General features: G+C 40.0%; 23 protein-coding genes and 1 pseudogene. 9 read left to right on the forward strand and 15 right to left on the reverse strand.

What is annotated here, in order from left to right:
* Positions 1-181: 181 nt before the first annotated feature.
* The 4 genes from ACTWQB_RS01320 to ACTWQB_RS01335 form a co-directional block, all read right to left on the reverse strand.
* Positions 182-1,174, reverse strand: a complete 993-nt coding sequence (locus ACTWQB_RS01320) for an aliphatic sulfonate ABC transporter substrate-binding protein (protein ID WP_443137379.1) — start codon at positions 1,172-1,174, stop codon at positions 182-184.
* A 20-nt stretch (positions 1,175-1,194) separates the two neighbouring features.
* A complete protein-coding gene (locus ACTWQB_RS01325; protein WP_443137380.1) occupies positions 1,195-1,953 on the reverse strand; it encodes an ABC transporter permease in 759 nt (252 codons plus the stop codon).
* Positions 1,937-2,725 carry an ABC transporter ATP-binding protein gene (locus tag ACTWQB_RS01330; protein ID WP_443137381.1) on the reverse strand — a complete coding sequence of 263 codons (789 nt, stop codon included), beginning with the start codon at positions 2,723-2,725 and terminating at the stop codon, positions 1,937-1,939. The genes ACTWQB_RS01325 and ACTWQB_RS01330 overlap by 17 nt, the downstream gene beginning before the upstream one ends.
* 153 nt (positions 2,726-2,878) lie before the next feature.
* On the reverse strand, positions 2,879-3,424 hold the full coding sequence (locus ACTWQB_RS01335) for a hypothetical protein (RefSeq protein WP_443137382.1): 546 nt from the start codon (positions 3,422-3,424) through the stop codon (positions 2,879-2,881).
* A gap of 115 nt (positions 3,425-3,539) precedes the next feature.
* On the opposite strand from ACTWQB_RS01335, the gene ACTWQB_RS01340 reads away from it, so the two are divergent.
* Positions 3,540-4,298 carry a hypothetical protein gene (locus ACTWQB_RS01340; protein ID WP_443137383.1) on the forward strand — a complete coding sequence of 253 codons (759 nt, stop codon included), beginning with the start codon at positions 3,540-3,542 and terminating at the stop codon, positions 4,296-4,298.
* Between the two features lie 112 nt (positions 4,299-4,410).
* On the opposite strand, the gene ACTWQB_RS01345 is transcribed toward ACTWQB_RS01340, so the two are convergent.
* Both ACTWQB_RS01345 and ACTWQB_RS01350 read right to left on the reverse strand, forming a co-directional pair.
* Entirely contained in the window at positions 4,411-4,578 is a 168-nt protein-coding gene (locus ACTWQB_RS01345; protein WP_443137384.1) for a hypothetical protein, read from the reverse strand.
* A 393-nt stretch (positions 4,579-4,971) separates the two neighbouring features.
* Positions 4,972-6,750, reverse strand: coding sequence for a prolyl oligopeptidase family serine peptidase (locus ACTWQB_RS01350; RefSeq protein ID WP_443137385.1), 1,779 nt, complete (start codon positions 6,748-6,750; stop codon positions 4,972-4,974).
* A gap of 142 nt (positions 6,751-6,892) precedes the next feature.
* On the opposite strand from ACTWQB_RS01350, the gene ACTWQB_RS01355 reads away from it, so the two are divergent.
* Positions 6,893-7,987, forward strand: coding sequence for a PQQ-dependent sugar dehydrogenase (locus ACTWQB_RS01355; RefSeq protein WP_443137386.1), 1,095 nt, complete (start codon positions 6,893-6,895; stop codon positions 7,985-7,987).
* A gap of 265 nt (positions 7,988-8,252) precedes the next feature.
* Here the strand turns inward: ACTWQB_RS01355 and ACTWQB_RS01360 are convergent, their stop codons facing one another.
* Positions 8,253-9,335 carry a serine hydrolase domain-containing protein gene (locus ACTWQB_RS01360; protein ID WP_443137387.1) on the reverse strand — a complete coding sequence of 361 codons (1,083 nt, stop codon included), beginning with the start codon at positions 9,333-9,335 and terminating at the stop codon, positions 8,253-8,255.
* Positions 9,336-9,465: 130 nt separating this feature from the next.
* Here ACTWQB_RS01360 and ACTWQB_RS01365 point away from each other — a divergent pair, with 130 nt between their 5' ends.
* Positions 9,466-10,617 carry a thiolase family protein gene (locus ACTWQB_RS01365; protein WP_443137388.1) on the forward strand — a complete coding sequence of 384 codons (1,152 nt, stop codon included), beginning with the start codon at positions 9,466-9,468 and terminating at the stop codon, positions 10,615-10,617.
* A 12-nt stretch (positions 10,618-10,629) separates the two neighbouring features.
* Positions 10,630-11,397: a 3-hydroxyacyl-CoA dehydrogenase gene (locus ACTWQB_RS01370; protein WP_443137389.1), complete on the forward strand. Its 768-nt coding sequence runs from the start codon at positions 10,630-10,632 to the stop codon at positions 11,395-11,397.
* A gap of 263 nt (positions 11,398-11,660) precedes the next feature.
* Here the strand turns inward: ACTWQB_RS01370 and ACTWQB_RS01375 are convergent, their stop codons facing one another.
* The 3 genes and pseudogenes from ACTWQB_RS01375 to ACTWQB_RS01385 all read right to left on the reverse strand — a co-directional run bounded on the left by ACTWQB_RS01375 (position 11,661) and on the right by ACTWQB_RS01385 (position 15,540).
* Entirely contained in the window at positions 11,661-13,271 is a 1,611-nt protein-coding gene (locus tag ACTWQB_RS01375) for a long-chain fatty acid--CoA ligase (protein ID WP_443137390.1), read from the reverse strand.
* A gap of 58 nt (positions 13,272-13,329) precedes the next feature.
* On the reverse strand, positions 13,330-14,394 hold the full coding sequence (locus tag ACTWQB_RS01380) for a CaiB/BaiF CoA transferase family protein (RefSeq protein WP_443137391.1): 1,065 nt from the start codon (positions 14,392-14,394) through the stop codon (positions 13,330-13,332).
* Positions 14,395-14,396: 2 nt separating this feature from the next.
* Positions 14,397-15,540: pseudogene (locus ACTWQB_RS01385) on the reverse strand (acyl-CoA dehydrogenase family protein).
* Between the two features lie 471 nt (positions 15,541-16,011).
* Here ACTWQB_RS01385 and ACTWQB_RS01390 point away from each other — a divergent pair.
* Together ACTWQB_RS01390 and ACTWQB_RS01395 are read left to right on the forward strand one after the other, a co-directional pair.
* Complete coding sequence (locus tag ACTWQB_RS01390) at positions 16,012-16,212, forward strand: H-type small acid-soluble spore protein (protein WP_443137392.1); 201 nt, start codon at positions 16,012-16,014, stop codon at positions 16,210-16,212.
* Positions 16,213-16,297: 85 nt separating this feature from the next.
* On the forward strand, positions 16,298-16,480 hold the full coding sequence (locus ACTWQB_RS01395; protein ID WP_443137393.1) for an H-type small acid-soluble spore protein: 183 nt from the start codon (positions 16,298-16,300) through the stop codon (positions 16,478-16,480).
* A gap of 44 nt (positions 16,481-16,524) precedes the next feature.
* Here ACTWQB_RS01395 and ACTWQB_RS01400 read toward each other — a convergent pair whose 3' ends face one another.
* The 3 genes from ACTWQB_RS01400 to ACTWQB_RS01410 form a co-directional block, all read right to left on the reverse strand.
* Positions 16,525-17,247, reverse strand: coding sequence for a hypothetical protein (locus ACTWQB_RS01400; RefSeq protein ID WP_443137394.1), 723 nt, complete (start codon positions 17,245-17,247; stop codon positions 16,525-16,527).
* A gap of 102 nt (positions 17,248-17,349) precedes the next feature.
* Positions 17,350-18,432 carry a 23S rRNA (adenine(2503)-C(2))-methyltransferase RlmN gene (rlmN, locus tag ACTWQB_RS01405; RefSeq protein WP_443137395.1) on the reverse strand — a complete coding sequence of 361 codons (1,083 nt, stop codon included), beginning with the start codon at positions 18,430-18,432 and terminating at the stop codon, positions 17,350-17,352.
* Positions 18,433-18,537: 105 nt separating this feature from the next.
* Positions 18,538-18,795: a hypothetical protein gene (locus ACTWQB_RS01410; RefSeq protein WP_443137396.1), complete on the reverse strand. Its 258-nt coding sequence runs from the start codon at positions 18,793-18,795 to the stop codon at positions 18,538-18,540.
* Positions 18,796-18,948: 153 nt separating this feature from the next.
* On the opposite strand from ACTWQB_RS01410, the gene ACTWQB_RS01415 reads away from it, so the two are divergent.
* Positions 18,949-19,326, forward strand: coding sequence for a DoxX family protein (locus ACTWQB_RS01415; protein WP_443137397.1), 378 nt, complete (start codon positions 18,949-18,951; stop codon positions 19,324-19,326).
* A 2-nt stretch (positions 19,327-19,328) separates the two neighbouring features.
* Here the strand turns inward: ACTWQB_RS01415 and ACTWQB_RS01420 are convergent, their stop codons facing one another.
* Positions 19,329-19,985, reverse strand: coding sequence for a hypothetical protein (locus tag ACTWQB_RS01420; RefSeq protein WP_443137398.1), 657 nt, complete (start codon positions 19,983-19,985; stop codon positions 19,329-19,331).
* Positions 19,986-20,147: 162 nt separating this feature from the next.
* Between ACTWQB_RS01420 and ACTWQB_RS01425 the strand changes: the two genes are divergently transcribed.
* Entirely contained in the window at positions 20,148-20,435 is a 288-nt protein-coding gene (locus ACTWQB_RS01425; protein ID WP_443137399.1) for a nucleotidyltransferase family protein, read from the forward strand.
* A gap of 164 nt (positions 20,436-20,599) precedes the next feature.
* Here the strand turns inward: ACTWQB_RS01425 and ACTWQB_RS01430 are convergent, their stop codons facing one another.
* Positions 20,600-21,766, reverse strand: coding sequence for a TraB/GumN family protein (locus ACTWQB_RS01430; protein ID WP_443137400.1), 1,167 nt, complete (start codon positions 21,764-21,766; stop codon positions 20,600-20,602).
* A 189-nt stretch (positions 21,767-21,955) separates the two neighbouring features.
* Between ACTWQB_RS01430 and ACTWQB_RS01435 the strand changes: the two genes are divergently transcribed.
* Entirely contained in the window at positions 21,956-23,551 is a 1,596-nt protein-coding gene (locus ACTWQB_RS01435) for a glycoside hydrolase family 13 protein (protein ID WP_443137401.1), read from the forward strand.
* Position 23,552 lies beyond the last annotated feature (1 nt).

The following is a 23,552-nucleotide window of genomic DNA, read 5'->3' on the forward strand; positions in this document are numbered from 1 at the left end:
ATCCGTGTAGCGACGCCGAACTGACCCACATCCTGTGGCCACTCAGCTCGTGCTGTTCCTACTAGAGTCTCAGCATTTTGACAACGCAGAGCTAAACCTTATCACACACTAACTTCAATTTTCATTGATCAACTCAATTCAAAAAGGAAGCTTTGCACAATGCAAAAACTTCCTTTTTTATTTATTCTATAAAACTTTTATCTACTAAACCTGTTAAGTCTGGTTGTTCATCTAGAAATCCTAAGTCATACGATGAGTTCGCAAACTCTTGAAGAACTTCTTCATCTACATCATACGTGAACGTGATTCGCTCCCAAGCACGATCAACCACTGAAGGAGATAATTCTTGATCTGTGATTTCTTTAATTTTCTTAATCGCAATCTCTTTTGATTCGTCTGGATTGTTTTGGATAAACTCAGTTGCTTTTTTGTGCCCATCAACAATGCTTTGTACAAGCTCTGGGTCATTTTCAATTAATTCATTTGAAGTAACGAAAACAGCTGCTGGTAACGTTTCACCGTAAGCCACATCTGGAGTATCGATTAGAACTTCACCTGTTCCCTCTTCTTCGATAAATGACGCCCAAGGCTCTGGAACGGTCGCTGCATCGACATTACCTGTTGCGAACATATTCGAATATGTTGCTGGTTTTCCGGTTACGTGTTTCATCTCGCCACCAGTACGATCAGATGTGATACCATATTCGTCTTTCATTAATGCTTCAAACTGAACATCGTGAGTACAACCTACGCGAGGTGAGATAAATGTTTTACCCACTAAATCTTCTGGTGATTCAATGTCAGCATCAGGTCGTTTCATAATAACCGTACCACCTGTTGATGCTGCTCCAACGACGCTAACCTTTGCACCACTTGTGAAATGGTTCATCGCGGGTCCTGGACCTACAATTCCTGCTTCAATATCTCCAGTTTCTAATGCTGTCATGAATGCTGATCCATCTGGAAAATACTGATAATTTACTTCAGTGCCATCTGGTAACGTTTCGGAATATAAATCTTTTTCTTCCGCTACCATTCCGGCTACGTGGTTAATGTTTGGAAAATATCCAATCGTCACGACTTCATTTGATTCTTCTTCAGCATTTGAACTACCGCATGCCGCAAGCACAGCCCCGAGTATTATAATCGCTGCTAATATTAATAATCTTTTCATTTTATTTAAACTCCCCTTTTTTATGTTTTTAAAAGTCCCCAACGTTTCAGGACATTTTTCTCTAATCTAGAAAATACTAGCTGATCGACTAGTGCGCCAATCAAACCAATAATGATGATAATTCCAATGACTTGGTCCATCTTCGCAAAATCAGATGCGAACTGTAATGAATAACCTAAACCAGGTCCGTTACTTAAGAGCTCACCTGCCATGAGTGCTCTCCAGCTGAATGCCCAAGCAAGCCTAACACCTGTCATGTAATAAGGGATACTGGCTGGAATTTCAACACGGTAAAATAATTCAGGTCCCTTTGTCCCCATCGTTCTAGCAGCACGGACTAGCTGTGGCGGAACATTGTGAATGGCTGACCTGACATTCAGTGCCATTACAAAGGTTCCGCCTAACACAACCACGAAGATGACCGCAAACTCGGTAAACCCAAATAACATTAATGATAATGGCACCCAAACAATACTCGGAATACTTTGTAAGGCAATTAAGTACATGCCTGCTGTTTCATCTGCCTGACGTGATTTCCCCAGTAGGACACCTAGTAACGTTCCAATAATTAGGGCAAGTGACATCCCAATAATGAGGTGTTTAAAGCTTGCGCCTAACGCGACTAGTAAACTACCATCTGTGAATCCGTTAAAAAGTGATTGAAAGACTTTAAATGGTCCTGGCAAGACAACTGAAGGAAATATTTCAAGCCATACAATTGACTGCCATACCCCTACTACGACAACTAAGAACAGTATGCGTTTAATAGTTAGTTTCATGATCTAACTCTTCCTTCAACACTTTGTCGATTTCGTCTTTTAATAAGTCCATTACCTGGTTCTCTAGTTCAATCACTTTGGCGTCGTCGCGTCTTCGTGGTCGTGGAACGTCAATCTCAAAATCTGCGATGATCCGTCCTGGTCTAGTTCCCATCACAACGACACGGTCAGATAGTTTAATAGCCTCTTGGATACTGTGCGTGACAAATAGAATCGTTTTCTTAGTCTCTTGCCAGATTTTCGTCAGTTCATCATGCATAATGTGTCGCGTCTGTTCATCGAGTGCGCCAAATGGTTCATCCATTAATAACACTTTAGGGTCCATCGCAAGTGCTCTTGCGATCGCAACACGCTGCTGCATTCCTCCTGAAAGTTCATACGTGTAGTGGTTCTTAAACTTACTTAAGTGAACCATTTTTAAGAAATGATCAACGCGTTCCTCCGCTTCTTTTTTAGGTAATTGTTTTTTAAGCGGGTATAAAACGTTTTCTTTAACGTTTAGCCATGGAAATAACGATGGTTCCTGGAATACCATGCCACGATCTGGTCCCGGCTTTTTGATTTGGTTGTTTTCCAAAGAAATCGTTCCTTCTGAAACACTTTGCAAGCCTGCCACCATCGAAAGTAGCGTCGACTTACCACAACCAGATGGTCCTAATATAGACACAAACTGGTTTTCCTCTATCGTTAAATTAATACCAGAAAACACTTCGAAGCGACCTTGCTTCTGATCCTCGTACGTTTTTCCAACTTGATCTATTTTTAAAAACATCATTTCACCTAATTTCTAACAATTCCTATAAACTTACTTGGTTTTAGTTACATTAATAGATTATACAGTGGAGACAAGAAACGTGTCAACTTTTTGATTAATTAGGTGGTGATTTTTTATTACAGAATAAAAAAAGCCTAGCACTGGGCTAGACTATTCGGTCACTTTAAATTGGACCTGGGTTTGGATTTCATATTTTTGTTCATTGTAATTAAAATCAGCATAACCGTTTACTTCATAGAAACCTTTTGGAAAATCCCCGTCCATGACTTCTTGCATGAACTCTACATATTCATCTGGGTCTTGGCTTGAAAAACCACCTGAAGCAGTATACTCCTTACGTAATGGCTCACCTTTTTCCAAAACTGTTGATAATAATGGCTCATTCATAGCGAAACCTATATCATACTCTCTTGTGACTTCATGAATGGGGAAAATAAACGGTGATTCGGCGTGTGTTATCTCAACCTGATTTTGATCTCCTACATACTCCAACTCTGCATAGATGGACACATTAGACCCACCTTCATACTCCCCTTTTTCCGTCACTAAACGATAAACAAAATCGCCTTCCTGAACTTCGCTTTCAGTTTCTTTTACCTCGTATTGGCTAAGTTCATCATCTGAAGGTGCAGAGCCTGTCGTTCCACAGGCTGCAAGTACCATAACAAACCCAATAAGTACTAATATCTGTTTCATCTCATCACCTCTATAGACTTAGACGTTAATTTAAAAAAATTGTTACAAATGATGCACCTTTTTGGGTGAATACCTATATCTTGTAGTATACGACTACGAAGATGAGGTGTTTTACATGGCAAACCCAATCATCACTGGAACTACTACGGGTGATACGGTTTCCGTTCACATTGATTTGTTTAGGTACCCAGTTCGTTACATTAAAGTATACTTAGGTGGAGACTTGGTCGGCACATTCCACCCTATTTCTGATTTTCATTTAAGAAATCCTGAAGGAAAACCAGTTAAAGTGGCGCTTATTTTTGCTGATGGAGATAAACATGAAACAGTGATTATAGGTGGAAAATCGCGCCGGACACCAACTCGTCAAGACTTTTTACCAGGAGACATATTGGTAGCTTGCGATAACTTCGGCGACTTCCCACCACCTGGATATATGGGGCATTCTGCCTTAGTCCTTGACCAACGTAACATCATTGAAGCTACAACATCTATGCCACAAATTAGGCAAGCAACGATTCGAGAGTTTATTGACATACATCCTAACTATATGCACTTACGTTGTCGCGATTATAATGTGGCTAATCAAGCAACAGAATTCGCTTATGAATATTTGCATATGTATAATTCTAGCCTGAAAAAAGGTGAAGATGTACCACCATTTTCACTAAGCCCACTAGTTCCATTAAATGATCCTTATAACTCGATATATTGTTCAAAACTTGTTTGGTTATGTTACTACTATGGCGCTGGTGTTGATTTAAATAATGACTTCTTCCTCTACTCCCCAGAAGATTTGTCGACATTGGAAAACGATGATCGATTTGAGGTCATTTATAAACACCCTGAGTTTGATTTCAAGCTCAACACTTAATACAGCTGCCTCGAGAATTCGGGGCAGATTTTTTATGTTATTGATACATTTGAGCGACACTTAAAATATTAAAAAAGAGCTCTACCGTTGTCGGCGAGCCCTTTTACTGTAATTAACGATGGCTTACTTCTACTTCCATGTCTAATCCGTTCGTTGCTTCATCTATAGTTTGAAGGGTTGATTTCTTTCTCTTGAAGAGCGAAATAACCTTTTCTGCTGCGTATAGTACTAGGAAGGTTAGGAAGACTGTTAAAGATACTAAGATAAGAGATGTTTCCATTACCCTCATCCCCCTTCGCTTAAATATTGTGATTTATTATGATTTGCAAGTATATAATACCAAATTTAACGATAATTTCAACCTTAATGTTTAAATTCTTTTATAATTTTGTGTATTCTCCCACATTTTTGTGTATACTCCATATTTAAAAACACTTTAAAGCTGTAAAGTAGTGAATTTTCTAAAAATTTTATAACAAGCACCCTGACTGGCTTCGCGGACTTCGATCCAAGTCTTTTTTTAAGTAAATAGAATGATTGCTTAGTAAAACAGGGTATTTTTAAGTATTTATAACGTTAACCAAAAAAATTATTTATTTTTGAGGTGTAATCATTCTATAAGCAGAAATAACAGATATAAAAAATCCAGCCCCGGTTTAGGAGCTGGATCATATTAAACGTATTGCTCGAAGAATTCGAGAACTTGTTCATATACTTTGATTTCGTTTTCTTTCTTAGAAAATCCGTGTCCTTCGTCGTCTAAGACCAGATACTGAACATCGGTTCCTTGCTTTTCTAAAGCTTCAACGATTTGGTCTGATTCGGCCTTTACAACACGAGGGTCTTTTGCACCCTGGATGACTAGCATTGGTTTAGTCATCGATTCTAAATACGTAATTGGTGAGTCCTCTGTAAATTTATCCTTATCTTTCACAGGATCTCCAACCCATTGCTTCATCATTGGCTTCCAGTGCTCTGGAACACTTTCAACGAAGCTGAATAGGTTACTTACGCCAAAGATATCCACAACGGCTTTGAAGTATTCTGGATGACGCCCGTGTAGAAGTAAAGCCATGTAGCCACCATAGCTACCACCCATAAGTAAAATTTTATCGCGATCGGCATACCCATTCTTAATTAACCACTCAAGACCTTCAACGTTATCTAAGCGCGGACCATAACCCCAGTCGCCTTCAATGACTTTCGTAAACTTCAAACCATAGCCAGTTGAACCTCTGAAGTTAGGGGTAAAAATACTATAGCCTTGGTACAGTAAGAACTGGAATAATGCTCTAAACGTCTGGCGTTCAGCTGCTTGTGGTCCACCGTGTGGCCATAGAATTACATGACCATTATCGTTATCTGGTTTGGCACGGAAGAACATCGCTTCAATTTCTGTTCCATCATATGATGGATACGTCACAACTTCTGGTTCTACCATTTCTTCTTTGGCAACACCAGGAACACCGTAGTTCGTTAGGTTTTCCCACTTACCATCCGAAAATTTATAAATATTAGTTGGCACTGTAGCCGATACACCCATTAAGTAAAGGTTTCCTGACTCGGCCACTTTCATCTGCATGACAACACTTACCGGTAAAACCAATTCTTCTAACGTACCATTCTCTAAATCATAGCGGTAAAGCGAATCTTTTACTCCTTTAGATCCACCAATGTATAACGAGTTGGATGACTCATCATACTTAACATCAGTTAGCGACACACCATCTAGTTCTTTAACTTTAGAAAACTCTTTTGTTTCTAAATCAAATTTTGCAAGATAAGCAAAATCAGCATCATACGTTGTGGTGAAGTAAAGATCTTTTTCTGAGGCATATGCTAGACCACTAAATGTATGCTGTTGGTCTGTTTCAGGTGTTAGTCGTAGATGCTCTCCATCTTTTACCGCAAAAGCTAATTGAGACGTGTTTGCAAACATTTTTAAATAGACAAAACTCGTCTCTTCAGGGCTTTTTTCGGATAAATAGGTCGGCGCACCATCACCTTCTAAAAACACTTCTTCTTGATCATTTTCAAGATTATATACATACGACTTTAAGAACGTTTGGGAATCTTTATTCGATGTATAGTAAACCTTTCTACCATCCTTAGATAACATCGGCATCATGTGTCGGTGCCCTTCTGATGTTCGAATTGGTTTTAGTTCGCCACCTTTTGTTGGAATCGCGTAAAGTTGTGTATTCTCATCTCCATCTTGATCTGAAGCTAATAGAATAAAGTTGCCTTCTTTGTCGTACTGAATCGACCCTGTACTTTGATTGTGGAATGTTAATGGGTACGGAAATGTATTCGGCAAATCCATCGCCCAAAGGTTGTAATGACCATTCAAATTAGTTGAAAAAGCCAGTTGCGTTTCATCTGGGCTTACACTAAAAGCTTGAATCCCATATGTTTGGAAAAACTGTTTAACGTTTGGTTTATTAAAATTCATGAGACTACCTCCCTAATATTTGCTCCACTATTTCTATTCGACATAAACAACAAAATTCCTACGAGTATCGAAATATTTTTTATAGGTGTTTTAATAAGGAAAAATAAGGTAAAGTAATTGATAGATAGGGGGGCGTAAGTTTATGATTAAATATTCAGTTATGCTCATGTTGATTCTCACCATTGGTTGTTCATCTCAAACCTCAGATGAACCTCTTAAATCATCGGACGAACCAGAAGCTCAACACTCTCTTGAAGAAAAAGACATTATTGGAAATGAAGAAGAGGTGACAACACTCGTTGAGAAGCTTGCCATTCCTTGGTCGATCGCAGGATCCGGCGAAACGTTTTTTGTAACAGAGCGTGATGGTCGTTTATTGCAGATTGATTCAAATGGTGACGTCACTGAGCAAACATTAGAATTGGAAAAAGAAATTTTGCACTATGGTGAGGGTGGGTTGCTAGGACTACTGCTTGCACCTGATTTCAGTAATTCCGGAAAAGCTTACCTTTACCACACTTACCAAGAAGGCGATCAAATTTTAAATCGTATCGTAATGGTCGAAAAAGATCATGATACTTGGCAGGAGACGGATGTACTCGTTGACCAAATACCTGGTGCGAGGTTTCATAACGGTGGCCGTCTAGCATTCGGGCCAGATGGTAAACTTTATGCCACAACAGGTGATGCCCTTGAGCCTGATTTAGCCCAAGAGGAGACAAGTTTAGCAGGGAAAATCTTGCGAATGAATGTAGATGGTACTGTGCCTGAAGATAATCCGTTTAGTGATTCACTCGTCTATTCGTTTGGACACCGGAACCCTCAAGGATTAGCATGGAGTGATGATGGCACCATGTATGCATCAGAGCATGGAAATAGCGCACATGATGAACTCAACGTGATTGAAGCAGGTAGAAACTATGGATGGCCAGTTATAGAAGGTGATGAAAATGCAGAGAAAATGAGTCCTCCACTTTATCACACTGGTGATTCGACTTGGGCACCATCTGGCATCGGCTACTATGATGGAACGCTTTATGTTGCAGCCCTACGCGGTTCTAAGATCATCGCATATGACATTGAATCGGGCGAGCCAGAGACATTTTATGAAAATAGTGGACGAATGCGTGATATTTGGATTGAAGATGGGTATTTGTACACGATAACGAGTAATCGAGATGGACGAGGTAACCCTGAACAGTCAGATGATCAATTGATTCGGATAAAGTTAGATTAGAAAACTATAACGAATAAGAGCCTGGGACAAAACTTTTGTTATCACATGATGTAGCGTGTGATTCTTAATATCTGTCTTCTTTTTTGCTAAGTCAAAATGCTTCGCTTACCGCAGGCACGGCTTCAACTTCCCCAAACTCACTCGTGTTCGTTTGGGGTGATTTTCAGCTCGTGCTGTTCCTGCAGGTGTCTCAGCATTTTGACTACGCTAATAGCACTCAATATTCATTGCCTGATCAGCTACTTTTCTTTTGTCTCGGCCTCTTTTATTTTTTAGACAGTTCTCGTAGGACACTTAACATAAAGCGCATACTTTTATGGACCCGCTTTGATTGATTGAAATTTCCTATTACATAAACATCTAAAACCGGAAAATATAAAGCAAAAGATGAAATCGAACCTAGATGTCCCCACCCGGCATATTTTTTCATAAAGGGAAGAAGCTTTATATTCATTAAACCATACCCGTAAGATATGCCTAACCCCCACATTCTCCTCCACTGTTGCATTTCTTTTAAAGATTTGCCTTGAATTAATTCATGGTTCACTAAGGCTTTCATGAATTTTAATAAATCTTCAGAGGTACTTACTGTTTGTCCGCCAGCATAGAAACTACTAAAACTCCGATAATCTTCTACAATGATTTTTTGATTACCTAAATATACGTTTGCTATGGGTTCGTTTGTTTGATCATTTGGTTCTGAGTACTGTGATAAAAAAGAGTTGTTCATATTTAGGGGGTTGAAAATATACTCATGCAACACGTCTTGGTAGGGCTTTGAAGTAATGTTTTCAATAATCAAACCCAATAAATTATATCCTGTATCTGAATAACGACACTTTTTCCCTGGTTCAAAACGAGGCTTTAGATAACGTTTCGACCATTTTATAGTCTCCTCTGGTGTCCAGAAGACATTTGGTTCTTTAAGCGTCATCTCTAAAAATGATTCACCTTGTATTGGTTGATCTTCAAAATAGTCTGGCAAACCTGATGTATGACTCAACAAATGTTTAATCTGAATTCTGTTTGAATAATCCGTTCCTTTACAGACATGCAAACCTCTACAAATGTCTTCAGATAGATAATCGACAATCCGGTCTTCATAATTGATTTTTCCTTGTTCAGCTAATTTCACAATGATCACTGCTGTAAACATTTTACCAATACTAGCTGTATGATAGCGTTGGTCAGCTAATGCTTTAACTTGATTCGTCGTACCAGAAGCCATGTTCCAATGAATCTCATTTTTTTCAGAATGAACTAATAAATACGCATTATGGATCATGGAGTCAGTTTGCACCATATCATCCAACCTATTTTGTACTTTCAATTTTATTTCTTCCTTCACCTAAATCTCCCCCCAACTCTAAATTCATTATATATGTTTTTGAGTTCATCAATAACATATTTTCAGATAATTATAAATTTTTGTTATAATAGGATTAGATTACAAACAAGGATGAGAGGGGAAATACAACATGCGTGAAGTTGTCATAGTAGAAGCTGTCCGAACACCGGTCGGACGTCGAGAAGGGGCTTTAAGCGGCATCAGACCAGATGATTTAGCAGCATTAACTTTAAAAGAATTAGTCGACCGTGCTGGTGTAGACCCAGCCGTTATTGAAGATGTGATTATGGGCTGTGTATCCCAAGTGGGTGAGCAGGCCTTCGATATTGGGAGAATCGCTGCTTTGATTGCGGGGTATCCAATTGACGTACCTGGAACAACGATTGATCGTCAGTGTGGTTCGAGTCAGCAAGCTGTGCATTTCGCATCTCAAGCGATATTAAGTGGTGATATGGATGTAGTAGTTGCGGCAGGGATTGAGAATATGTCCCGTGTGCCTATGTTTTCAAATATGCAGGGATCGAAGTTAAGTCCGCAACTGACTGAAAAGTACGAGATTATTAATCAGGGGTTATCCGCTGAAAGAATTGCCGAAAAATGGGGTTACACTCGTGAACAATTAGATGAGTTTTCTTATCAAAGCCACCAAAAAGCAATCAAAGCCCAAGACGAAGGGCGTTTTGAGGAAGAAACATTCTCTGTTGACGTGACGTTAGAAAATGGGACAACTCAAACCGTCACACATGATGAAGGACCACGCCGTAGTACAACTCCTGAAAAGTTAGGTGAGTTAAAGACCGTTTTTAAAGAAGATGGTGTCGTTACTGCTGGAAATGCGAGTCAAATCAGTGATGGTTCAGCTGCTTTGTTGTTAATGTCACGCGAAAAGGCGGATGAACTAGGGTTAAAGCCTCGCTTTAGAGTAGTGGCTCGCTCAGTTGTTGGCTCGGATCCAACTTTAATGTTAACAGGACCCATTCCAGCTACTGAAAAAGTTTTAAAGAAAGCTGGGCTGACGATTGATGACATCGACCTATATGAGGTTAACGAAGCGTTTGCGCCGGTTCCGCTGGCTTGGCTTGATGAAACTGGAGCAAACCCAGACAAGTTAAACGTTAATGGAGGTGCCATCGCGCTTGGTCACCCGCTTGGCGCGAGTGGCGCGAAGTTAATGACCACGCTTGTGCACGAACTCGAACGTACGGGTGGTCGATATGGTCTGCAAACGATGTGTGAAGGTCACGGCATGGCCAACGCAACCATTATTGAGCGATTAGATTAAGGGGGATTTTTTGTGGAACTTAAAGATAGAGTTGCTTTCGTGACGGGTGGTGCTTCTGGTTTAGGTGAAGCCACCGTTCGAAATTTGGTTCAAAATGGTGCTAAAGTGGTTATTGCAGATTTGCAAGAAGAAAAGGGCCAAGCATTGGTTGAGGAACTCGGTTCTGATCAAGTTCAATTTGTTACAACAGATGTCACTGATGAAGAAAGTGTCCAAAAAGCGTTAAATGTTGCGAAAAAGCTGGGTGCCATAAGTGTAGTTGTGAATTGTGCTGGTATTGGGGCTGCTCAAAAAACTGTTGGAAGTAAAGGTGTTCATGATTTAGCTATATTCCAAAAGGTGATACAAGTGAACCTTGTTGGAACATTTAACGTGATTCGTTTAACTGCAGATCTTATGAAAGAAAATGAGGCAAATAGTGAAGGTGAACGTGGAGTTATTGTGAACACCGCTTCTGTTGCCGCATATGAAGGACAAATCGGCCAGGCTGCTTATAGTGCATCAAAAGGTGGCATTGTCGGTATGACCCTGCCGATCGCTCGTGACTTGTCACCTTATGGTATTCGTGTGATGACAATTGCACCAGGCTTGTTCGATACACCACTTTTTGCGTCACTTCCAAATAAGGCCCGTAAAACTTTAGGTGCGATGACACCATTCCCATCTCGTCTGGGGTACTCGTCTGAGTACGGCAAGCTAGTTGAAAGCATTGTTGAAAACCCAATGCTAAACGGCGAGGTGATTCGTCTGGACGGTGCGATCCGCATGCAACCGAAGTAACAAAATAGAGGGAACTCGCCTGGTGCGAGTTCCCTTCATTTATGAACGTAAGTCGTTGTTTATTGAACGGGTTTTGCTGACTTTTGAACGGGTTTCCGACTTTTATGAACGGGTTTTTCTGACTTTTGAACGGGTTTCGCTGACTTTTGAACGGGTTTCGCTGACTTTTGAACGGGTTTCTGACTTTTATGAACGGGTTTTGCTGTCTTATAAACGGGTTTCCGTCATTTATAAACGGCTTCCACCCATTAAATGAACTAGCTCTAAACCAAATGCTCCTGTAGTTGCTCTCGCAGTGCGTTCTTCTGGAATTTTCCGACTGACGTTTTCGGTAACTCATCCATAAAGATTACATCATCTGGAATCCACCATTTTGCAAATTGCGGTCTTAAGTATTCAAGCAGTTCCTCTTTATCAACGACAGCATCAGACTTTAAGACAACCGCTGCAATAGGTCGCTCTTGCCATTCCGGGTGAGGCACACCGACAACCGCCGCTTCAAAGACCGCATCATGCGCCATTAGAGCATTCTCTAAATCAATCGTTGAAATCCATTCTCCACCACTTTTTACTAGGTCCTTCGTCCGGTCCGTAATTTTAATTGTCCCTTCTTCATCGATTGTGACGATATCACCCGTGTGAAGCCATCCATCACGAAACGCTTCTTCAGTTCGTTCATCTTTATAATATTCATCTGCAATCCATGGTCCGCGTACAAGAAGTTCTCCCATATCTGTTCCATTCCATTCAATTTCGCCTTCATCATTAACAGCTTTTATTTCAAGTCCTGGGACGACACAACCTTGCTTAGCGCGGATCTCTAACTTGTCATCTGTAGGCAAGTCTTCTTGGTAACTCTTCAAACGCGACAACGTCACAAGAGGTGCGGTCTCGGTCATACCATACGCGTGAACAAACGGAATGTTATGTTTTTCTTCAAACGCTCTGATCATGCCCATTGGAGCTGCAGAACCACCACATAATACCGCACGCAGTGAACTCATATCGTAGCGCTCAGCATTCGCATCTAACTCTTTTAACAATCCTAGCCAAATCGTTGGTACGCCTGCTGTGATGGTTACCTTTTCAGACGTAATGAGTTCAGCTAGTAACTCTGGCGTAAATGCTGGACCTGGCATCACTTGCGTTGTCCCAAACCATGTTGATGCAAATGGTAGTCCCCACGCATTAACATGAAACATTGGAACCACCGGCATACAAATATCAGACTCCGATAGTCCGCCCGAATCAGCTAACCCCAAAGCTAAACTGTGCAGTGTAATCCCACGATGTGAATAGACAACGCCTTTTGGTTTTCCGGTTGTAGCTGAAGTGAAGCACATCCCAGCTGGGGCATTTTCATCTAGATCTTTTGCGAATTCATAATCAGGACTTGCTTCTAACAATAAATCTTCATAGGAGTAAATAGGTGTGAGGGTCGTATCAGGTAATTGCTGATCATCTGTCATGATGACAAACGCTCGAACCGTTGGAATGTGATCTTTTATGGCTTCTAAAATTGGTAAAAACATTGGGTCGACTAATAACACTTTATCTTCAGCATGATTAATAATGTGGGTAATATGTTCTGGTGATAAACGTATGTTGATCGTGTGTAGGACTGCTCCCATTCCTGGAATCGCAAAGTATGCTTCTAAATGGCGGTGGTCATTCCATGCAAGCGTTGCGACTTTATCGCCTCGTTCGACGCCTAGATTTTCTAAAGCGCTAGACAGACGCCTCGTTCTCTCACCGATTTCTTTATACGTTAATCGATGAATACCTGAACTAGTTCTTGAGACGACTTCCTTTTTTGGAAAAAGCTTTTCAGCCCTCTCAATCATTTGGCTGATCAATAGTTTACCTTCCATCATTTGAACCCTCTCCTTTAATCAAAAATTATATTTGACTCGCCCTATTTGACGAGGTTGCTCATTTAGTAGGATCTAAGAGGTCATGATGTTCATTTAGTTTAGCTACATGATCACTTTTTCTAACGGTTTGGTCATTCGTTTGGACAAAAGGTATGCCATCGTTCATATGGACTAAGTCTCGTTCTTGGACGTAAGCATTTTCTAGGACTTCATCGATTTCGAGTACTGGGAATAAACAGCAATCATGTTGTCTTCCAAAATCTATCCATTCACTAAAGGTTTTTGTTAAAAAAAGTTCTTCAACTTCCATGTGAGCTTGGTGTTTCGTTAATTTTTCAGGAAACTTTTCTAACCACTGTTCTTGGCCAACCGCTTCACAAAACGTTGCCCAAAACTTATATTCTAAAGCGCCTAGTGCCATATAACGCTCATCCTTCGTCTCATATATTCGATAATTGGCATAAGAACCATTTAAGACAGGGATGCCTGATTCGATGTTGGACGTTGACGACAGCATCGCATGATTACCCATCATCGATAAAACTGCATCTGTCATTGCCAAGTCTATATAACTGCCTTGGCCGGTTCGTTCGCGTTTAAATAAAGCCGCTAAAATTGCTTCACTAGCAGCCATTCCGCCTACTAAATCAGCCACCGTCTGTGTTGGCATGACAGGGCGTCCAGATGCATCTTTCAATTGACTTAACATACCGCTCATCGCCATATAATTTAGGTCATGGCTACCTTGATGAGAATAAGGGCTATTTTGGCCAAAACCAGTTAAAGACAAATACACGATGTCAGGTTTGATTTCTTTAACGGCCTCATACCCTAATCCAAGTCGGTCCATCACGCCAGGGCGGAAGCTTTCAAGAACCACATCTGCTTCCTTTAATAGTTGGTAAGCCTTCGCTTGTCCAGCTTCACTTTTTAGATCAATCGCAACACTTTTTTTGCCTCGGTTATTGACAGCATATAAAGCACCGTTCGCCATTTGCCTAGCAGGATCGCCATTAGGAGCTTCAACCTTAATTACGTTCGCTCCTCGGTCAACTAGACGCAGAGATGCAAACGGTCCCGGTAAGTACTGTGAAAAATCAATTACTTTAATACCTTCTAACATTGTTATAACCCCATATTCTTAGCAATTATATTTTTCATAATATCGTTTGTTCCAGCGTAAATCGATGACACTGGAATGTCTCGATAACGTCTTGCGATTTCGTATTCTTCCATATAACCATAACCACCATGTAATTGCATACACGTAGTTGCTACTTTTCTGGCCATATCCGTAATCCAATACTTAGCCATCGATACCTCATTGACAACGCTTTCATTTTTCATGTGACTCTCAATAACGTCGTCCAAAAATGACCTGCCGATTCTAATTTCAGTCGCCATCTCGACGATTTTATGTTGGACGGTTTGAATGTTTGAAATAGGTTTCCCAAATGCTTTACGTTCTTTAACATATTGAGTCGTCATCTCTAACATTTCTTCTGCAGCCACTTGAGCACTGATGGCAACGGTTAAACGTTCTTGTTGAAGTTGTGCCATTAAGTAGTAAAATCCTTTACCTTCTTCACCGAGCAAATTTTCTTTAGGGACTTTTACGTCTTCAAAAAACAGCTCTGCTATCTTGAGAGTGAAGACCGATTTTATCTAACTTACGTCCGCGCGAGAAACCAGGCATATCTTTTTCTACAACAAAAAGACTAATGCCCTTATGTGCAGGTTGAGCATTTGGGTCTGTTTTAGCGACCACCACAATGAGGTCAGCATGGATACCGTTCGTGATAAACGTCTTTTGTCCGTTTAAAACGTAGTGATTGCCATTCTTTATCGCTGTCGATTTTATCCCTGCTAAATCAGATCCGGCGTCTGGCTCTGTCATCGCAATTGCTGTGATATATTCACCTGTTACGCACTTCGGAATCCAGCGTTTCTTTTGCTCATCTGTTCCATATGCATCAAAATACGGAACGACAATGTCATTATGTAAGCCTAACCCAACTAACCCAGTCCCGACGCGTTCAATTTCTTCGTTGAACACAACTGAGTAACCAAAATCGGCGTTTAATCCACTGTATTCTTCGTCTACCCATGGGCACAAAAAGCCGTTCTCACCCATTTTTGTCCAAAGCTCACGAGGGATTAAACGGTCTTGTTCCCATTGATTAAAATATGGTCTAACTTCTTTATCTAAAAATTTCTTTAAGGCTTCACGATATAGTTTATGATCTTCTTTTAAATACCTTGCTGTCATGATCCCTTCTCCTTTTATAAAATTTATGGCACTTAATGGCGAGTTAAAAACAATAATATTTAATTCATTTGTGAAGTCAAAATGCTGAGACACCTGCAGGAACAGCACGAACTGAGGGGCCACAGGATGTGGGTCAGTTCGGCGTTGCAACATGGATGTTGCGAACTTAGCCGAACATCCTTAACCCCCGAACGGAAGTGAGTTTGGGGAAGTTGAAGCCGTGCCTGCGGTAAGCGAAGCATTTTGGTTTGCAAATCAAAATTAAACTAAGTGCCCGTGTATATTATTTAAATTTTCTTAATATTAAGATATCACAGAAGGTTTGGCTGGTAAAGGGAGAGAAATGTCGATATAAAGTTATTTGTTACTAAATCTTTCTGCCAACTTTAGCAAGGTATATTTTCATGTTTAAAGTCAAAAATATGATTACGAAACCATTCATTACAAATAAAGTCACCATGGAGGTTTCTAATGGATACTCAGATGTTACAACAAATTTTTGACTCTCCCACATTGATTACGGTGAAGTATCACGGGATTCCTGTGTATGTACAAAGTATCGATGAAGAAAACGGAACAGCACAGGTTTTTCCACTAGATGATATGGATCATGTTCAAGAAGTTGACCTTGATGGGTTGTATGAAGATGACCCTGTTCATTTATTATTTTAGTTGTTAGCTCCCTTGTTTTTAAAAACTTCGTTTATAAGCGTCATGTGGCGCTTTGATATAAAGATTAAACGAAGGAGGTTTCCCCATGGACCGTTTACGCGCTGAAGAAATCGCAAGCTCACCCAAAGTCTGTAACGTACAATACAACGGCAAACGTGTGTTCATCCAACACGTTGAAGACAATACGGACGTCGCACGAGTATACTACCTCGATGACCCGGCTAATGAATTCGAGGTACAACTAACGAATATTCGTGAAAAAAGGTAAACCCAATTGCGCCGCGAGCGCAATTGGGTTTTTTCCTTGCCTTGTTATTCGTCTTCTTTCTTCTTCGTCACCATAAAGGTCATCGGGTGTTCTTTACCGTTCATCAAGTGCTGTAAATAATTCGAAGTTAAATGGTACTGATCTTCAATCTTCTCAGCTAAGTGGTGGCTTCGTTCATATATTATCGACCTGAAATGTGTCATTTGGTTCGACATCTTTTCGATCAATGCTTCTTGATTCTCTATTTTCTTCGCCATTTCACGTTGTTGCTGTTCATAGTCTGATATTTGCTGTGAAATTTGTTGTTGAACGTCCATCATGTCATTAAGCTGTTGCATGAGCTCATCACTGGTATGATCTTGTTTCGTCAATTCATCAATTATTTTTTGATTCGACTCATGTATAATCTTAAGCTCGTTAATCAACTGACCCTTCGAATTTTCCTCTTGTCTCATCCAATCCTCCACTTTCGTTTGTTTTTGATCATATGACGATAATCGGTTAAGGATTTGGCTTTTAAATTGATCATGAGAATGGTGGCGATGTTCCATGCTTTCTAACCGGTTTAAAATACTTTTCTGGGTATGTTCTTGACGACTATACAATTGATTCAACATATTGTAAGACCTCGTCAGATTGCGGTTAATCTTCTGTTGCTGCTTCACGAATTCACCGAAACGGTCAACCACAACTTGTTCTTGGTTGGGTGCTTGAACACGCTGTTTCGACCGGTACACGTTGGACTTTCCATTGAAATAAACGGTCAAACTATCACATCCTTTAGCTCCTGCTCTTATAACATATGCGAACACACAAAAAAAGAGTGCCTGTCTAAAGGGCAATAGCCTCGACAAGCACTCTCTACTATTTTATGAAGCACTGACTTTTTTCTTCTTTTTCGCTTTTTCGATTTGCTTACTTCTCAACTGACCGCACGCGGCGTCAATGTCACTACCTTGTTCTACGCGTACACCACAGTTAATATTGTTTTCAAGAAGTGTTTCATAGAACTTCAATATATTTTGCTTACGACTACGCTCATAAGGGTGGTCCGCAACTGGATTATAAGGAATTAAGTTGACGTAAGATAAGTGGCGCTTATCTTTTAATAATTCCACAAGCTGCTTTGCTTCCTCAACATGGTCGTTCACGTCATCTAATAGAATATATTCAAACGTGATACGTCGATTTGTTTTTTCTAAATAATAATCGATTGCCGGCATCAGTTTCTCTAGCGGGTACGCTCGATTAATTTTCATAATACGAGTACGTAGCTCATTATTCGGCGCGTGAATCGATAGCGCTAAATTCACCTGAAGGTTTTCATCAGCGAACTGATAAATTTTATCTGCTAGACCACTTGTTGAAACTGTAATGTGGCGTGCACCAATCGATAAACCTTTTTGGTCATTCACAATACGTAAAAAGTCTAACGTATTATCATAGTTATCAAACGGTTCACCAATACCCATCACAACAATGTGGCTCACACGCTCATCTTTCCCTTGTGCATCTAAGTGGTGTTGAACGTTCATAATCTGCTCTACAATCTCGCCACTTGATAAGTCACGATTTTTACGTAAAATACCACTTGCGCAGAACGAACAACCAATATTACAGCCTACTTGTGTCGTTACACAAACTGATAATCCATAATCAAAACGCATTAATACTGTTTCAATGTAGTTCCCATCCTGAAGTTCAAATAAGAATTTAATCGTACCATCCTTCGACTCTTGCTTGACCGCTTCATCTAGCGTTTGAACGACATAATGGTCTTCAAGAAGCTGTATTGTATCTTTATTAACATTTTTCATATCTGAAAAAGATTTCACACGTTTACGGTAAAGCCAATCCCATACTTGATCTGCACGGAAACGTTTTTGACCGTTTTCAACGAGCCAATCTTTCAATTGATCATAAGTTAATCCATAAATGGATTCTTTACGCATTGAAAAAACCTTCCTTTGAATAAGACAAAGATCTTATAAATTTTATCCTCTACCTATACTACTCAATGTTATACGTTCTGACAAGTTGAAAGGTCTTCCAGTCTGTTATGAATTCGATTTTTTCACATTGAAATAAATGAATCCGATGCTTACCAAAAATAAAATAAATGCAACAACCCAAAGTCCATTTGCGTAAAGTGGGATTTTACTTTCAGGCAACCGGTCCACCAACTCGATTCCTAAAAGCTGTACACCAATCCCATCTCCATCCACTTGGGTTCCTCTCAGTTCTTGACCTTTTATGTATAAGCTAACTGAGAGCCCAAGCACGACAATCGTTAACAGCCATTTTAATAACTTCACGACCTCACCTCCACGTTTATACTAGCATATTATTAGATTTTTCTAAAAATTAATAAGCCATGTCATGCTTGTCTCTTTTTTTCATATACATGAACTAAGTACGTTTGCAGACAAGCTTAACGCAAACGATCAACATATTAAGGAGGGAAATCTATGATTAATATTTCATCCACGCAATTAGTGCGTTATCTGGTTGGCTTTGTCTTTATTGTATCTGGTCTCATGAAAGTAGTCGGGAACGGCTTGGGTGCGTATTTTACAAACCTTGGCTTTCCCTCACCTATTACGTTCATGTACATTGTCGCTGCAACCGAAATTGTGTTTGGCTTATTAATAATTCTGAACCGTTACGTCAAGTTGTCGACCATTCCGTTAATGGTCATTATCATTGGGGCGATTGTCATTACAAAGTTACCAATGTTACATGACGGTCTTATTCACACCTTATTCCATGCTCGATTGGATTTAGTCATGCTTGGACTGTTATTTTTACTTTATCAACAATACGACGGCAAATTATTTAGACCGTAATTTTACCAAACATCAAACACATAGCCTTGCTTCGTTTTTCGACCGATTTTTTCTTCTGTTACTTGTTGGGTGATTGGGTCGTATTTGTACTTCAACCACCCAACATACCATCCATCTTTAGCCGCTTGTTGTTCTTCCCATAAATTCACACCGCTCACCCATTCACCTGTCGTATCTCCAGGAGGGTTACCTGGTTTAGGAAAACTTGATCCGTTAGCTGCGATAATCGTACTGCCTGTGAGTTTGGCTAACTCCACAGGAAACTGACTTGATGCCACACGACATCCCGTAAAGATAATCGTACTGTCTTCACAAAACTTCACTTCACCTGCACGAATCAATTGCGCCAAATCGCTTAAGTAGCGTGCATCTCGATGGTCATAAATTTGTTTATTTAAATAAAAACCGTTAATGTCCGGCCCACCGATTTTGACGCCCCCTCTATTACCATTCGAATTAAATGGCCATGCATGAGAAAATATGATCAACTTCTCAATACAATCTTGCCCACCATTGGTCACATCGACTAAGTGATCTAAAAGTTGCTTTCCCGAATTCCACTGTCTCGCATTTTCCCTTCCAACAGAATTAACCGCCCATGATTGAAACGCCATCTCATCCCGTCCTGTTGCTGCCAACGCCAACTGTCTACGCGCCATCACATTCACCTACTTTTTATTGTGTTATTACTTATATATGCGAAAGGCGTTGGGCTGTTAAACAATTAAACTTTGTGAGAGTTGTTAATAATAATAAGGGGAATTATGACGATAAAACATGATATACTATTACAAACAATAATGAAGATTGTGAGGTCGGTTATGATTTATGATATTCTTCAAGAAAATAGGAACTTAATTCTAAAGTCAGCAGATGATCATGGAGTTCAAAACGTAAGAGTTTTTGGATCTGTTGCTAGACATGAAGATGAATCTATGAGCGATCTTGATTTGTTGGTTGATTTTGAGGAGAACAGAAGTTTGTTTGATTTAATTCGATTTAAACAAGATGTAGAAGACTTACTTAATACAAAAGTGGATGTCGTTACAGAAAATTCAATTCATTGGAGCATGAAAGAAGATGTTCTAAATGGAGCTATTCGACTATGAAGGATGACAAAATCTATTTACTTCACATTATGGAATGCTTAGAACATATTGAGTCTTACCCTCCAATTGGCAATAGTTACTAGAGTTATGTAAACATCAAGGGACCTAAGAAGTTATTCTAAGTCCCTTGATGTTTTTATAAATAAAGGTCAATCTTTCATCAATTATAAATTTTCCAAGAACACGCGGATGACGTCGGCTCCACCAATAAAAGTTCCGAGCGAGCTTCCGATGTTCGCCATGACGACGATGAGTAAGATTCTCGTCACTTTATTATTCCAGAAGCCTTTTACTGTATGAACGTCCTCTGATAATTTTTCAAAATCAGAGACATTCGGCTTTCTGACAAAGGCTTGAACGAATCCGGCAAACCAACCGGCTGCAAGTAAAGGATTCAGCGAGCTAATAGGGGCTACTAGAAACGCAGTCAAAATCGCCAGTGGGTGCCCCATCGCAACCGCCACTCCAATTGCTGATAAAGAACCGTTCCATAAAATCCACGAAATGGCTTGATACGTCCCTGCTGAAGGGTTATTAATAAACGTATAAGCAATAATCGATAAAATGATTAACGGAATTGCCCAGGCAATGACTTTTGGCTTCTTCGATTTAGGCGGAACTTTAGTAAGCTTTTTCAAGTCATGCTCACGATAGATTTCTTTCTTCACACCTGGTACGTGAGCGGCACCAAGGACAGCTACCACTTTATCCCCTTTAGCACTTCGAATCTTCTGAGCTAAATATTGATCACGCTCATCAATTAGCGGCGTCTTCAACTGAGGGAATGACTCACTGAATTCCTGCAAAACGGTATCTAGCATATCCTGTGATTTCATGCGCTCAAGGTCTTCTTCTGATATATCATCATCACTAAAAATGCCGTAGACAATGCTCATTAAAAGCTTCACTTTGCCCATAAAACCTAAGTTTCGCCAAATACGAGAGAACGTAATTTGAATATTACGGTCGGCTAAAACAAGCTCTGCATCATGCTCTACCGCCGAGTCAATTCCTTGAATCATCTCTTGACCAGGATTAATTCCAAACTGCTTCGCCATTCGGCTTTGGAAAGACGAAATCATCATGTTCATCAGTAACATGGTCGCCTTTTTCTCTTTAATGACCTTAAAAATGTCCATGTTCTTCCACTTGTTACCTTCTTTAATCGACTGGTACCGTTGTTGGTCGAGCTCGACACATACAGAATCTGGCTGCTCTGCGTCTATTACTTCTTTTACTTGTTCAGCGCTCTGCTTTGAAACGTGCGCTGTTCCGATTAATATGACTTCTTTACCATCTAATTCAAGACGTGTAATATTTTCTTCTGACATAACAGACCCTCTTAATTTAACAATTTATTTAGTCACTTAAATGTTGTGATCCTCATTAAAACTCTCATAAAAATAGTGTATCATTAAATCAGTGATAGATAATCATTTTTTATTAACTTTTTCATGACACCCTCCATCATCTTTTTCTGATTTTTATGATAAAATATCTACCTAAAAGGGAGGCATTCGATGACAGACTGGTGGAAAAAAGCATGTGTCTACCAAATCTACCCGCGTAGCTTCATGGATGCGAATGGGGATGGGATTGGTGACATACAAGGCATTATACAGAAACTCGATTATTTAAAAAAGCTCGGTGTCGACATCATTTGGTTGAGTCCTGTCTATGATTCTCCCAATGATGATAATGGATATGATATTCGTGACTATTATCAGATTATGCAAGAATTCGGCACAATGGAAGACTTTGACCAATTATTATCTGAGATGCATGATCGTGGCTTAAAGCTGATGATGGATCTAGTGGTTAATCATACGTCCGATGAACATAAATGGTTTCAAGAGCATGACGATTTTTACTTCTGGCGCGACGAACCGAATAACTGGAAGTCGGTATTTAGCGGACCTGCTTGGGAGTATGATGAAGAACGTGATCAATATTATTTACATATATTTTCGAAAAAACAACCTGATTTAAATTGGGAAAATCCTGAACTGCGTCAAAAAATATATGAGATGATGCGTTGGTGGCTCGATAAAGGTGTTGATGGTTTCCGAATGGATGTCATTAATTTTATTTCAAAAGAACCGGGATTACCTGATGCGCCAAACGGAGACGGCAGTCCGTATTTTATGAACGGGCCTAGAATCCATGAATTTTTACACGAAATGAATCAAGAAGTGCTCTCTAACTATGATTGTGTCACGGTTGGTGAGATGCCAGGAGCGTCACCTGAGGATGCGCAAGCCTACACGAATCCTGAGAATCGTGAGTTAAATATGATTTTCACTTTTGAGCATATGGATTTAGATGGTGGCCCTGGCGGTAAATGGGATTTAAAAGACCTTGACCTAGTGGACCTTAAGAAAAATTTAGAGAAATGGCAGCACGCCTTATATCAAGTTGGTTGGAACAGTTTATATTGGAACAATCACGACCAGCCAAGAATTGTGTCTCGCTTCGGTGATGATGGGGCCTATCGTGTTGAGTCAGCTAAAATGCTTGCGACTTGCCTACATATGATGCAGGGCACGCCTTATATTTATCAAGGTGAAGAAATTGGGATGACAAACGTAGCCTTTGAGTCGATTGACCAATATCAAGACATTGAGACACTTAATATGTACAAAGAAAAACTTGAAGAAGGCTGGAGTCATGAAGAGATTATGAAGTCCATTCATGTCAAAGGTAGGGATAACGCTAGAACGCCGATGCAATGGTCGAGTGACCGACACGGTGGATTCACAACTGGCGATCCTTGGATTGAAGTCAACCCAAACTATTCAACTATTAATGTTGAGCAAGCTTTACAAGATTCGAACTCTATTTTCTATTACTATCAAGCTCTGATTCAATTAAGGAAAAACTATGATGTGATCACGACGGGTGATTTCAACCTCATTCATCGTGAGCATCCTGATGTGTTTGCCTATGAGCGCACGGATGGAGATGAGAAGCTGGTTGTTTATTGTAACTTTAGTGATCGAACTCACAGCTTTCCTATGCCTGAAGGGAAAGTTTTGATACAGAATTACAACGAGCTAGAACGTGATGGCCAACTTATTTTAAGGCCATGGGAAGCCGTTGTTTTTTACCAAACGTAAG

The sequence above is a fragment of the Piscibacillus sp. B03 genome (genome assembly GCF_052246295.1).
Taxonomy (GTDB): Bacteria; Bacillota; Bacilli; order Bacillales; family Alkalibacillaceae; genus Piscibacillus.